At 47.6% G+C, this 13,039-nt stretch carries 14 protein-coding genes and 1 pseudogene; 10 read left to right on the top strand and 5 right to left on the bottom strand.

All coding sequences use genetic code 11. The annotated features are described in order from the left end of the window. The first annotated feature begins 49 nt into the window (after positions 1–49). The 8 genes from O3W44_RS01410 to O3W44_RS01375 all read left to right on the top strand — a co-directional run bounded on the left by O3W44_RS01410 (position 50) and on the right by O3W44_RS01375 (position 8,699). Positions 50–1,447 carry a hypothetical protein gene (locus O3W44_RS01410; RefSeq protein ID WP_269291699.1) on the top strand — a complete coding sequence of 466 codons (1,398 nt, stop codon included), beginning with the start codon at positions 50–52 and terminating at the stop codon, positions 1,445–1,447. Beyond that, on the top strand, positions 1,339–2,514 hold the full coding sequence (locus O3W44_RS01405) for a hypothetical protein (RefSeq protein WP_269291698.1): 1,176 nt from the start codon (positions 1,339–1,341) through the stop codon (positions 2,512–2,514). Before O3W44_RS01410 ends, O3W44_RS01405 begins: the two co-directional genes overlap by 109 nt. Further along, positions 2,514–2,993, top strand: coding sequence for a hypothetical protein (locus O3W44_RS01400; protein WP_269291735.1), 480 nt, complete (start codon positions 2,514–2,516; stop codon positions 2,991–2,993). The genes O3W44_RS01405 and O3W44_RS01400 overlap by 1 nt, the downstream gene beginning before the upstream one ends. Beyond that, positions 2,993–3,463: a hypothetical protein gene (locus O3W44_RS01395; RefSeq protein ID WP_269291697.1), complete on the top strand. Its 471-nt coding sequence runs from the start codon at positions 2,993–2,995 to the stop codon at positions 3,461–3,463. The genes O3W44_RS01400 and O3W44_RS01395 overlap by 1 nt, the downstream gene beginning before the upstream one ends. After that, complete coding sequence (locus O3W44_RS01390; protein ID WP_269291696.1) at positions 3,456–3,887, top strand: NlpC/P60 family protein; 432 nt, start codon at positions 3,456–3,458, stop codon at positions 3,885–3,887. The genes O3W44_RS01395 and O3W44_RS01390 overlap by 8 nt, the downstream gene beginning before the upstream one ends. Further along, entirely contained in the window at positions 3,835–6,324 is a 2,490-nt protein-coding gene (locus O3W44_RS01385; protein ID WP_269291695.1) for a host specificity factor TipJ family phage tail protein, read from the top strand. Before O3W44_RS01390 ends, O3W44_RS01385 begins: the two co-directional genes overlap by 53 nt. A 57-nt stretch (positions 6,325–6,381) precedes the next feature. Next, entirely contained in the window at positions 6,382–6,816 is a 435-nt protein-coding gene (locus O3W44_RS01380) for a hypothetical protein (RefSeq protein ID WP_331283426.1), read from the top strand. A gap of 68 nt (positions 6,817–6,884) precedes the next feature. Further along, on the top strand, positions 6,885–8,699 hold the full coding sequence (locus O3W44_RS01375; protein ID WP_269291694.1) for a tail fiber domain-containing protein: 1,815 nt from the start codon (positions 6,885–6,887) through the stop codon (positions 8,697–8,699). Between the two features lie 11 nt (positions 8,700–8,710). Here O3W44_RS01375 and O3W44_RS01370 read toward each other — a convergent pair whose 3' ends face one another. Genes O3W44_RS01370 through O3W44_RS01355 form a run of 4 tightly spaced genes read right to left on the bottom strand, consistent with a single transcriptional unit; the run spans position 8,711 to position 11,308 of the window. Beyond that, the gene (locus O3W44_RS01370) at positions 8,711–9,805 is read right to left on the bottom strand and encodes a glycosyltransferase family 61 protein (RefSeq protein ID WP_269291693.1); all 1,095 of its coding nucleotides are present in this window, start codon (positions 9,803–9,805) and stop codon (positions 8,711–8,713) included. Then, positions 9,796–9,978, bottom strand: coding sequence for a hypothetical protein (locus O3W44_RS01365; protein ID WP_269291692.1), 183 nt, complete (start codon positions 9,976–9,978; stop codon positions 9,796–9,798). The genes O3W44_RS01370 and O3W44_RS01365 overlap by 10 nt, the downstream gene beginning before the upstream one ends. Next, positions 9,971–10,909: a CatB-related O-acetyltransferase gene (locus O3W44_RS01360; RefSeq protein WP_269291691.1), complete on the bottom strand. Its 939-nt coding sequence runs from the start codon at positions 10,907–10,909 to the stop codon at positions 9,971–9,973. Before O3W44_RS01360 ends, O3W44_RS01365 begins: the two co-directional genes overlap by 8 nt. A gap of 45 nt (positions 10,910–10,954) precedes the next feature. Beyond that, positions 10,955–11,308: a hypothetical protein gene (locus O3W44_RS01355; protein ID WP_269291690.1), complete on the bottom strand. Its 354-nt coding sequence runs from the start codon at positions 11,306–11,308 to the stop codon at positions 10,955–10,957. 162 nt (positions 11,309–11,470) lie between these two features. Here O3W44_RS01355 and O3W44_RS01350 point away from each other — a divergent pair, with 162 nt between their 5' ends. Continuing rightward, positions 11,471–11,791: a phage repressor protein gene (locus O3W44_RS01350; protein WP_269291689.1), complete on the top strand. Its 321-nt coding sequence runs from the start codon at positions 11,471–11,473 to the stop codon at positions 11,789–11,791. Between the two features lie 175 nt (positions 11,792–11,966). On the opposite strand, the pseudogene O3W44_RS01345 reads toward O3W44_RS01350, so the two are convergent. Further along, a pseudogene (locus O3W44_RS01345) lies at positions 11,967–12,563 on the bottom strand (glutaminase); the annotation flags it as partial. A 111-nt stretch (positions 12,564–12,674) separates the two neighbouring features. Between O3W44_RS01345 and O3W44_RS01340 the strand changes: the two are divergent. Then, positions 12,675–13,025 (top strand): cupin domain-containing protein, encoded by a 351-nt coding sequence (locus tag O3W44_RS01340; protein WP_269291688.1) that lies wholly within the window; start codon positions 12,675–12,677, stop codon positions 13,023–13,025. Positions 13,026–13,039 lie beyond the last annotated feature (14 nt).

Below are 13,039 nucleotides of genomic sequence, written 5' to 3'. Positions count from 1 at the left end.
TTCAATAAACCTCGCCCCGGCGGGGTTTTTTTATGCCTGGAGAACATTAATGGCAGGTCAGGAGAACGTTGGAAGCATTGTTTATGATGTCGAGATAGACACGGCGCAGATGCTGACTGCGAACCAAAAAGCTTCTCAGGCATTAAGCAGCATGGGGAAGGCGGCAGACAGTGCCAGTAAGTCCTTCTCATCACTCGACACTCAATTAACCAGCACTGCCCGCTCTGTCAATGAAGCTTCCAATGCATCGGGGAAATTCCGAAGCAGCTTTCAGCAGGCTGGTTATCAAATCCAGGATTTCATCGTTCAGGTTCAGGGTGGACAGTCTGCACTGGTTGCATTTAGCCAGCAAGGGTCTCAATTGGCTGGCGCATTTGGTCCCGGCGGAGCGGTTTTAGGTGCTGTTATATCTTTAAGCACTGTGCTGGCAGGGATTTTAATGACTTCCCTCAATGGTGCGGGAAGTCAGATGGATAATCTGCGCTCCGCCGCGGAAGATCTGAATAAAATAGTTGTAATAAACAGCCAGGGTGTTGCTGCTTTATCTAACGACTATGCCAGGCTGGCAGCGTCTAACGCTGCTTTAGCTACTCAACTTCGTGATGCAGCAGTGGCGAAATACGCCGCAGAAATTGAAAATGCCAGAAAAGAGATAAGCAATATAGCATCTGAGCAAACATCCTGGTGGAGAAGCTTAAGCGGTGGTGTAGCAAGCGTAAATGCTGCGGGCAATGCTTTAGAAGCACTTGGCATATCTACAAATAATTTTAGTGAGGCAATTAGCCAGGCTGAATCACGCGGCTTATCGTTTCGCTCAAGCACTCAAACATTGCTATCAACTGTCGACATGATGGCTAGCAAGTTTGATATTTCCGAGCAGTCGGCATTTATGCTGGTTAAGCAGCTAAATGACCTATCTAAAAACCCCACGCCAGAGAATGTGACCAGTATATCTCAGGCATTGGCAGGTATGACCAGTTCAACAGATTCCGGTCGAGTTGCTCTGGCTAACTTCCGCGACGAAATAACAAAAGCTGGAGCATCTGTAGCTGAGGCACAACAGCGCATCAAAGACATGGAGGCATCCCTTAACAGCCTCCAGACGGCTGCTCAGCAATCAAATTTTGAAGGAATAAGTAAGCAGCTTAATCAGCAGCTAATCGCTTACAAGCAAGGGAAGCAGGCTGCAATTGAATACAGCATTAGCCAGCAAGACCTGACAGAAGATCAAAAAGCCCAAGCCATCGCCTTGAGTCGCCAAGTTGCTGCTGCAGAAGAAGCCGACAAGCAACAGAAAATAGCAGAGCAACAGTCAAAAGATCAGCTGCCGCTTTTGATGTGGTTGCTCAGAAAATTGAAAGCCTGCGGGAAAAGTCAGAGCTATCGGCATCTTCCACTGGTCAACTTTCCCGAGAGCAAGCAATTCTCCAGGCTCAGCAATCTCTAGGAAAGTCTGCAACGCAAGAGCAAATCCAACTCGCGGGCGAGTATGCCGCTAAGGCATATGACAATGCCGCAGCCATCAAGGCGCAAACAGAAGCCGAAAAACAAAAGCAACAGGCGCAGAGAAATTACCAAGCGGTAGAAAGCGCGGCCTCTCCGTTATCTCAGCTTGATAACACCTATCAAAAGCAGATGGCTGATTTAGATGCCTATGTAGCTCAATACCCGACAAAAATAGCTCAGGCAGAAGCGGTGAGATCAGCTATTGAGGAGCAGTATCGAACAAACCGAGTTAATGCTATGTGGCAGGAGTGGTCACAACAAAATGCGGCTACAGAAGCTGCAGCGGCTGCCTTTACTGCCTTTGGAAATAATGCTTCAAATGCCCTAACAGGAATAATAACCGGCAGTATGAGTGCAAGTGAGGCTCTACAATCAATTTCCTCCACGGTGCTAAACAGCTTAGTTAACGCTTTCGTTCAGATGGGCGTTGAATGGGTGAAGTCAGCCGTTACAGGCGCTGCTGCTCAAACTACCGCAATTGCCACCACTACCGCAGCCTCAGTTGCTGGTACAGCAACTACTACAGCTGCCAGCACGACAGCGGCAGGAACAACACTTGCTGCATGGACTCCGGCCGCACTCGTTGCATCAGTCGGTTCATTTGGTGGGGCCGCAGCGGTAGGTCTTGCGGCATTACTTGGCGTAATGGCCCTGTCTGGCTCTATTGCTGGTAAGCGTAAGAACGGTGGCTCAGTCTCTGCCGGATCAACCTATCAGGTTGGTGAAGGCGGCATGCCTGAAATCTACCAGGCCAGCAATGGTCGGCAGTACATGATACCGGGCGATAACGGGTCTGTTATCAGCAATAAAGACCTGACATCTGGCTCTTCTGCCGGAGGTGTCGTTATCAACATCCAGAACTACACATCATCAACTGTCGATGCGCAGGCCAGCAACGATGGTAGCGGCATTACGGTTGACGTGATTGTTGCTGACATCAATCAGGGTGGCCCTATCAGCCAGGCAATCACAAATAATCACCAGGCACCACGTAAGGCGCGAGAATAATCATGGCAATTAATTATCCTGACTGGTTACCTCTGGCTCAGAAGGCGAACAAGAACGCCACAACCGACACGGGATTCAGGAGTGACCAGCCTACAGTTGGCGCGCCTATTTTCCAGCGCCTGACAGACGATCTGAAAACGACATTCTCACTGACCTGGCTATTCAGGAGTCGGGCTGAGCACCGCGCTTTCATGCAGTGGCTGAGAAGCCCTAACTACCTTGATAACTGCAATCAGTGGTTCATCATGGGGATTTCAACCGGTGCAGGCGACACCGGGGTAGAGCCACAAGAACTGCATTTCACTGAATATCCAACCTGGAACCAGTCAGGTAATACCTACACATGGACAGGCAATGTCGTTTGTCGTCAGCTGAAAAACTCAGACGACGGTTATGACGATGTGATTGTTGAACTGCCGCCACCGTGGGCTGGCTGGCTGGATATTGTGGTAACTGAAACGTTGCCTAAGGTGCCGTAATGCCAACCTTCCGCGAATATAAAAGCCAGCGTCCGGCGCGAATTTTGTACGAGACGATTACCTTCTCCAATGAGACATTCGGCACTATCAGGCTTGTAGCTGACCAGATATTCCCCAAGACGTTGGGCGGTAATGTTTATACCCCTTGCCGGATGACGATTGTTGAAAGCCAGCAGAGCAGCACGCCAGTTATCACATCTACGGTCAAGTTTGGACGAATGGCGCAGGATTTTAAGCAGCAGTTAAAGCTGTGGAAGGCATACGGCAGGATCACGCCGATACAGGCACTTTGCCAGTATTTTGATGCTGCCGATATGAATACACCGGTCAAGAACTGGACGCTTTATGTCAGCGATGTCAGCCTGGATGCGACAGATGTTAACGTTACGGTCACGCTGAAAAACCCCCTAAACAGCAATGTCGGCATCCTTTACACGCCTGAAGAATTCCCGGGGTTACAGAATGCTTAAATCTGAATTTATCAGCAAAGTTTCCGGCATACCCTGGAAGAACAGAGCATGCACCTTTGAAGCGGCGGACTGCTGGGGTTTGGTTGTGCTGTTCTATCGCTACGTTCTCGGCAAGGAAATCCATCACTCAGCAGGCTATGAATCAGGTGAGGATTTTATTACATGCTTCAAAGACGAGGTGGTTTTTTGGCGGCTGACACCAACGTTCAGTGATGGCTGCATATTCATTGCCTATTACGGCAGCCAGCAGGCTCATGTCGGCCTGATTGTGAATGGCATGGCACTGCACAGCCGGGGCGAAAGCGGGCACGTCCGCGCTGATCCAGTTCGCATGATTCAGAAACTTTATACCAAAGTGGAATTTTATACTTATGCCGATGATAGAGATTCAGCGCGTGCCGGGATTGCCGAAGGAGCGAGTTAAAGCACCTGACAGCATTCCTTTCGTTGACTGGTTAAGCACTCAGACGCTGCATGAAGATGTGCGCATCCACATCAACGGCAAAGAGCTTTCGGATGATGATGAAATCGGCTTCACCCTGAAATCAGACGATCGAATCACCATCTTTGACCAGCCGAAAGGCGGCAGCTTTGTTAAGGGTAGCGCCCTGGTTCTCGGTGCGTTCACGTACAAATCTGACATCAAGATGTTCAGTAAGCTGACATCAAAGCTTTTCTCCCAGCAAAGCGCGACCGGCGTTACGAGCAAGACCTCTTCAAACAACAGCATCAAAGGGCAGACCAATCTTGCGCGTAATGGTGAGGCTAAACCAGACAACTTTGGTCAGGTGAGGTCATTCCCTGATTTGATTCAGGAGTCTCTGTTTGAATACACAGACAACCTGAAGTATTTGACAGAATTCATGGATTTCGGCCTGGGTGAATACACCATAAGCTCAGTTCGCTATTCAGAATCAAATCTGGGCTCTATGGCAGGGGCGTCGTACAAGGTTTTTTCTCCCGGCGAAGTCATCCCTGAGATTATTGAAGGCTACCAGTTCGATGATGTCGATGGTCAGGAAGTGCCTGGCAAAAACGAATCGGAAGACTTTCCAATCGAGACGGCAACGGCTGAAACTGTTGTAAGTGGACTTTACGCAGGCGGTCAGATTGCAATGAAGATACTCAAGCAGAGTGACTTCGATTACTTCGTCGACCTTGCAATGCCACATGCGGTTACCTTCACCATCAATGTCACCTATAACGATACCAGCGGTCCGGTAACGCAGGATGTTGTTCTTTCTGGAAACCTGATTGATGCATCCGAGAGTGACAACGGATCAATTGAAGCTCCCGAAAGTTATTACACCTTCGTCATCAGTAACATAGAAGGCTCTGGCGCATCATATGTGTTCAGCGGCACCATCAATAACACCACGTTTGTTTTAAATGACAATCAGGCTTTGGTGGCGGGTCCGTACTTCTCGCCCGTGGATTCAGATTATCTGTGGATTCACACGCAGTCCGGGCTTGGTGGTAACAGCGAAACAAACTGGCAGGTCACCATCTGGAAGGTGGATGACAATAACGACCAGATTGCAGGCACGACCGAGACATTCACTTACCGGCAGACTACGCCTCACGATTATACGTCAGAGACGTTTTACCGGACTGACAAACTGACGCCTATTGGCGGTTATGGGCGATACGCGATCAGCTTCCAGCGAACAGATAACAGTAGTGATGCCAGCACTCTGAAAGTCGAAGCTATCCACTCAGTGAATATCCGTAACAATGTCACTTATCCTAATGACACTCTGGTTCGTGTAACCACCAGGCAGACAGAAAACGCAACCAGCTCTCGCGAGAGAAAATACAACGCGCTAATCACACGGCATGTAATCAGCTACTCGCTCGATACACAGACGGTCGACTACACCCTGCGCGCATCGAGGAAGTTTGCAGACATAGCGGTCCACAACTGGCTGTTGACCGGCAATCAGGCAGAAAGCTCTATCGACATTTATGGCTTGTATCAGATTCAGTCCCGACTTGATGCCATTGACGAGCGTCTGGGGTATTTCGATTACACCTTTGATGATGAGGATGTGTCGCTCGGTCAGCGAATGGAGTCGATTTGTGATGCAGCTGGCGTGACGGTTTACTGGGATGATGGTGTGTTGTCGTTCACCCTGGATGCTAAGCGTGATCAGCCAGTGACAGTGTTTAACCGGGCTAATACCAAAGAAGACGGGTATTCCCTGACCTACGATATGACGCTGCCGGGCGGTTATGACGGGGTAGAGATTCAGTATCGCAACCCGCTCACCAATAAACAGGATTACGTCAGATACCGGATTACTGATGGTCAAATCGTGTTGGGCGCGCCAACCAAGGCGAAGAAGTTCGAGATGCTCTACATTCGCAACGAGTATCAGGCCGACCAGCGCGCACAGAAAGAATGCCGCAGGCTTATTTACTCTCGTATGACGATGGGCATTACCGCCCTGGCTGATGGTGAATGGGTGAACGTAGGGGACATGGTTCAGGTTCCTGACACGTATGACACTAACCAGCAGGCGGGATACATCGTTTCACGCTCAGGTAATAACTTCGAAACCAGCGAAAGAATCACTTTCTCCGGCGAAATGTTTGTTGTGGTCACTGATGCCAGCGGCAACACAACGGGTCGATATGCTGCTACATCGAGAGGCGATACTTCATTCGGCTTCACTGCTGCACTCCCCAACATCTCCCTCAATCTGTATGACGGTTACAGCGTTCAGTCGCCGTCGAGATACATGATCGCAACCGAGGAAGAGCTTGATGCTACTCAGTGGGTAATCAGCGAGAAAAAGCCAAACGGAGACGGCACCACAGCACTTACGCTTGAAGAATACAGCGATCAGATTTACGTCTGACGACTCAATAATCCACCACAAGCCAGCCTAACCGCTGGCTTTTTTTATGGAAAAATTATGGCTACAACACCTTCACAAGTGCCGGTTCCGAGTGAGAAACCGCAAGACCTTCGTTTTAATGCGGGTAAGCTAGATGAATTCATCACTTCAATGGGCTGGACTTATACAGACCGTTTCGGGAAAAAGCATTACACCATTGAAGGCTTGCGACACTATGCAGAGCAGGTTATTTCGACATTTGGGTATATCACCCTCGACAGTTTCGAAGATGGCGCAACGTTGACTCTCCCAAACCAGGTTTTACGCTGGAAGAGTAACGGTGAATATTATCGCTGGGATGGCGACTACCCGGTTGGTGGTAAAGTTGTTGACGCCGGATCGACGCCTGAATCATCAGGAGGTATCAGCCTTGGCGCGTGGCTATCTGTAGGTGATGCAACATTGCGGGGAACCTTATCAGTGATGATGACCTACTTGGCGATGCTATTTTAACTGTTAAACAACCCTTTGAAGGATCTGCAACGCGCACGCAGCACGATAAAAATGCTGAATTTGTAACATTGAAAGATGCGGGTGCAATTGGTGATGGCGCAACTGATGACACTGCTGCCTTTAGCCTTTACGAAACATGGATTTCAAACCAGATTGTTGATCTCCATGGAGAGACTTATTCAGTCTCATCCATTCCTACCGGAAACAAATACACGAATGGGTATTTTATCGTAAGTGGTGCCACGTATGCTGCCTGGTATAAACCAGCAAGACAGTGGAGTGAAATATTCTGTATTGGCGAAGGTGCACTGGCAAACTTTGGCCCATCATCAAAATCTAGTCAGTCTCTGATAGTCATGGGAACCAATGCGGCAAAATCTGCATCACCTGACGCCCAAGGCGGTGTCATTTTAGGTGATGGAGCCCATGAATTTTCTCCTTTCATACCCTACCAAACTATTGCCATCGGCAAAGGAAGCTTAGCCCGAGTTCAGCCAGCATCATCTGCCCTTTCAACAACGAACGGCAACAGAAATATTGGAATAGGGGCTTATACCGGTCTTTATACCACTACCGGCTATCAGAACGTTTTCATCGGCCGCAATACAGGGTCGGGAATTACCACTGGTTATCAGAACACGCTCATGGGTACCGGAGCTATATCTGGCGAGGCTCCTGTTGGACTTTCCGGGGAAGTGGTAAACATCAAAGACATGGTGACATACCGGGCCGTTGGTATTGGTTATAATGCAGGTAAGGTTGCTTTCAATGCCTCTGATTCAGTATTTATCGGAGCTAGGGCAGGTCAGGCTGTTAAAGCCGGGACGCTGAACGTTTTCATTGGTGCTGGTGCCGGGATTAATATCGGAACAGATACCGCGATGAACGGAAACCTTTATAAGGTAACTCAATCCCTTACTGGTGGATCGTATGTTCAGAATGGAAATAATGTCACCGTAACCTCCCCATCGGCGCACGGAGCATCGGTTGGTGATACGATTATTCTCGCCTTCACCAGCGGGATTATTGCTACTGATTACACGACAGACATCGTTTATGTAACTGTAACCAGCGTTCCTTCGGCAACAACGCTTACTTTCACCTCTCCTGTTTCGTTGACCGCAAATGGTTCTGTAACGATTGGTTCTGTTATAGGTCAGACGGCGGGAGCGGCTAACGGTAATAACACTTTCGTTGGATACGCAGCAGGCGCATCATTGATTAAAGCCGGTGGAGCAACAATCATTGGGTATCGTGCTGCCGAAAGCTTAACGGAGTGTAACTTCGGCACTTTCTTAGGTCGTTATGCTGGAGCTGTTACATTTGATGGTGCAGCCAATACCGCATACAACAATAATGTTACAGCCATTGGTAATAATTCTTTGCTTACCGCAAATAATCAGGTTCAGTTAGGTAATGCTGATACCACCGTTTATTACTATCAAATGGCCCAGCGTTCTGATGAGCGAGATAAAGCAGATATTCAAGATACTCAGCTTGGTCTTAACTTAATTCGCAAGTTGCGCTTCGTGGACTATAAATGGGACATGCGCGAAGATTATGTTGAAATTAAAGAAAGTGATAGCGGGGAGTTTGAAGTAGTTACATCAGAAAAGGACGGAAGCAAAAAAAGGAAACGATGGCATCACGGTGTTATCGCTCAGGCTACCAAGGCGGTGCTTGACGAAATCGGTGTGGACTCCGGTATACATCAAGACCATACGAAATGCGATGGTGCTGATGTGCAGACGGTTTCCTATAACGAGCTAATTGCCCCGATTGGTCGAGCAGTGCAGGAAGTTGATAGTGAGGTTGCTGAGCTGAAAATTAAGTTATCTGAAGCTTTAGAGCGTATCGTTGCGTTAGAAGGTAAAGCGGGGTAACCCCCGCTTTTTTAAAGACTGAAATGCGCTTTGATAGCTTTTTTTACATGCTCAGGGTCAATTGACCACTCGCTTTTATGGCGACCGTTCGGGTCTAAGTCGTTTTCTATGCTTTGACCAAACACGTAACCCAACTGTCCTTCCTCGCGACAAATAAATGCATCCGCAAGAACAAACCAGTTCACAGTTGCCAGAATAAGAACCTTTGCATCGTCTCCAGAATAAATAGCGTTATGCATCGCCGAACCACCGGTCCCTGCTATCATTTTCGCGTCACGGAATAACTTAATCTGGTCTTCCATTGGCAGTTCCTGAGGATGGATTATCGTAAAACCAAACCCTTCAAATATCGCTTCGATGGCTTTTTCATTCTCTAAACCACGCCCCGGGGCGCGTGACCGGGATACATAGATTCTTCTCGCATCAACCTGCTTCGATAGGTTAGCAAGCGATTTGATTCTCTCAAAAATATCTCTACCAGTAGGATCTACATATCTCCGCCTCTGAATCATCACCGACGGCACATACACAGTTTTAGCTTTAATCGGTCCATCAATGTGAACTACTTGATCAGAGCCTATTCCCACCGAAGCCAACATTTTAAGATATGCCGAGTTCATTTTGACAGAAGTTGCTACTTTGAGATTCTTGATACCGATAAGATGAAAAGCCCAAAGGTCAGGCAGAACTTCGATAAGAAAATGACCAAAAATATCGGGGTGTTCAGTATCCACATAGTAAAGTGGATCAGCTATTTCCCTGCATTCTAATTTATGGTCTTCTCGGCGAGGAACAAAAAAGTCATCTCCTTTATGTTTTATTCCGCCGTGATAGTTAAATCTTCTCCTGCGAAAGCTTGCGCTATGCATAGTATAATCGTGATTGAGAACGATACGTCTCGGAATGAGTATCTTATTTTCAAACTTTGTTACTTTCTTATCGTTATATTTTACTATCGCAGGCATTTCTGCATCGGCCTCGGGAAACCTCTCTCGACAATATAACTTCGGGATTATAAATTCATGATTTTCCGCAGCAGGTGCAGTGATACATATTGTACCTTTGTCCTGATCTTCCAAAAATTTCCATGGAGGGCTCAAAGACATACCAATCTCCATTTCTGAACGCTACTCCAATCAACATCTCTGGCTCTACAGGATTTAATCTGATCGCTATTTTTATAGATTACTTCTACAGGTTCATTATCTTCTAATTTTATAACATCACCCTCTTCAAGAATTTCCCAGTCATACTGTTCTTCAAGGATTGCATTATCCATTCAAGTCTTCCTTTTGCTTATTTGTATTCCCAAAAATGGAAATAAATACGTTTATGTCGCTTAGTAAAATTGGCAGCCTGCTATCAATAACTTCATCACTCCAATCCCACCACGTTATTTTTAGAAGGGCCTTTATTTGTTCATCAGCATGGCGATAACGGATGATTTTAGCCGGAGTGCCACCGACAATCGCATATGGAGGAACATCTTTATTGACAACGCTATTAGCAGCAATAATAGCTCCGCTGCCTATTTTAACGCCTGACATGATTACTGCTCGATATCCAATCCAAACATCATTACCGATCTCAACATCACCATTTGTAATATGATCTTCTATTCTTTCAGTTCTAATGCCAGGCCAATACTTGCGTAATGCTTTAAATGGATATGTTGTCGCTGTATTCGTGCGGTGATTTCCAAGAATAATAACTACTTCACCAGCTATAGAGCAGAACTTACCAATTGATAACTTTGCCATTGCTGGCTCAAGTACTTTCGGAACCCCATAGGTATGATCGCCAATATCCCAATGGTACTTGTTAGCCTGTAGGGCAAGGTGCAAGCGCGTAAGCGCGGCTGGGCGATCCCTTGAATCCCAATCATATTCGATCTGTTCAAGCTTGTGACGGATATTGCCTTTTCCATTGAGCAGGAATGTGCCAACCATTAACAGCTTGCCATCTGACATTGAAATTTCATCAAAAGTGGTGCTAATCACGCCATCCTCGCGCAGAAATGAAACATGCCCATTAATTAGCAACCATTTGGATTCATTTGGGTGTATATACCCATAAATGCTTCCGTCCAAGTTTAATTTTATTGGCTCAACGGGATGGCTTCCATCTTCGCGCGATAGGCGAAAATAGAAAGACGCCAATTCTTTCAAAGAAGGCAGAACAGATGCCGCGATTTTAGGCAAGTTAGACATGATTGGCTGTTAAGAATTATCTTAGTAGTGTTAGCAAAAGTAACATCATAAGGCATAGATGTGAATGTCATTTAAGAAAATAGGGGGATTTTGTGCCTTTAAGCTCTGAAGAGCCGATGCGGTCAGCAATGCTTTATTTCCTCCTAAAGTCAATTCAAAGAGTGTAGGTAATTGAATAATATTCAATAATTCACAAAAGGGTAACATTGAATTCCCTTCCCCTTCACCGGCATTGCTGATTAGTTTGTTTCTGCCGCTTGCATAAATATACTTACAAATACTACTGTATGTAAAAACAGTATTTATCAGCGGAGGATATATGGCACGCAGAAGCGACATTGGATTTGCTTTTAAGCAGGCAATCGCCAAAGACAGCAGGGGTCGGCAGGTTCTCACCACTGGTGGATTCCAGGCTGAACTGGAGAAGGTCAACTACATATGGACGCTTAAGGAGTGTAACCGCTGGATAACGCGCAATCAGCCGGGATTCCTGGAGCTTGTCACCGACAACCCGGATAATCGCACGTGGGCTCTCCGTAACATGGGCTATGTGAGGTAGACATGGGCTTTGTATCGCCAGCACAGGATTATGTTGAGCATCGTCTCGACCTCAACGATTTGCTTATTCAAAATCCCACCAACACGTTCCGCGTCGATACACCCGATGGCTTCGTTCTGGTCGACTCAGTAGCCCGGATTAAGCCGGGCGATATGATTGCCTATCAGCACCTCGGCTATCCCATGATGGGGAAGATGTACACGCAGGCAATTATCACGCCGGATGGCGAAGCAATAGAAGGCGAGGCGCTGGAAGATGTGATTGTGCTGGGAAAGGTGACGTGCGAAGTGCTGTTCATGCACGATGATACGAGGCCGTTTTAGCTGGGACATATTTGGGACACGCAAGGGTTAGCTGCTAGCGTGGGGCATGTATGGGGCAAAAAATTACCGCAAAACGATGTTACTACCTGCTTCGTAGTGAGTCGCTTTGCGGTAAGCATCTGCTTTAACCGTACTTAAATCCAACTTCCTGCAACTTCCTTTTTCTACTAAGCCTCATCGAAAGCGAGCAGTAGTGGAAATACGTTTGCATTACGCTGCTGACGTCATTATCAAAATTACCAAATGATTTCATCAGCCAGGCAATAGCGGCGTTGCGAGCCGAGTGCGCATATTCAGACTGTGCGACGTGGCGATCATAGTTAATGTCAGGCTGCTGGCTGAGCTGTCGCACCATTTCCAGCATGCGCTGGCGCGGTGCGGTCAGGCGCGTTTCCAGCAGGTCACAAATCACCAGTGCACCGGCATTAATGAACGGGTTACGCGGCTTGCCATGTTCCAGTTCCAACTGAACCAGAGAGTTAAAAGGCTGACCGGAAGGCTCTTTGCCAACGCGCAGCCAAATTTCCTGCTCTTCATAGCGGGTTAGGGCTACGGTGAGTGAAAGTGCTTTTGAGATCGACTGAACAGAGAAACGGGTATCCGCGTCGCCTGCCTGGTAAAGCGCGCCATCAGGCGTACAAACCGCAATGGCTAAATAATCGGGCGAGACCTCTGCCAGAGCGGGTATATAACTGGCTACGCTTCCCTTTTTAGTCAATGGACGAACCTGCTCAAGAATTTCTGTAAGCAAGGCATTACTCAGTTCAGACACGCACGCTTCTCCCTCATTGTTAATGGGGCAAAATGATGAGCGTAGCTATTCAAGATAGCAATCCCGGTAAGGGTAAATTTTCGATTAAATTCATCACGGTGAGACACCATAATGTTAAACAATATTCTGACTAACTTTCCACGCGCCGCACTCAGTGCAGAGCAGGAAACATTTGAGGATCTGCTCCGTCATCCTGATCTGCGCATTGAACGCATTATTTCCAGCGGACAAGCCAGTCCGCCAGACTTCTGGTACTGCCAGCCGCAGGCTGAATGGGTGATGGTGGTGCAGGGCGCAGCAGGTTTACAACTGGAGAATGAGCCGCAGGAACGGGTGTTGCGTGCCGGGGACTTCCTCAATATTCCGGCAGCGTGTCGTCATCGGGTCAACTGGACCAGCCCGGAAGAAGCCACCGTTTGGCTGGCGGTGCATTATGCCTTTCCTGTTGAGGAGCAGGGTTAATTTCACCTGTTCAG

It is taken from the genome of Pantoea sp. LMR881, assembly GCF_027157825.1.
GTDB classification, from domain to species: domain Bacteria; phylum Pseudomonadota; class Gammaproteobacteria; order Enterobacterales; family Enterobacteriaceae; genus Pantoea; species Pantoea haifensis.
This window is presented reverse-complemented; position numbering and strand designations above follow the sequence as displayed.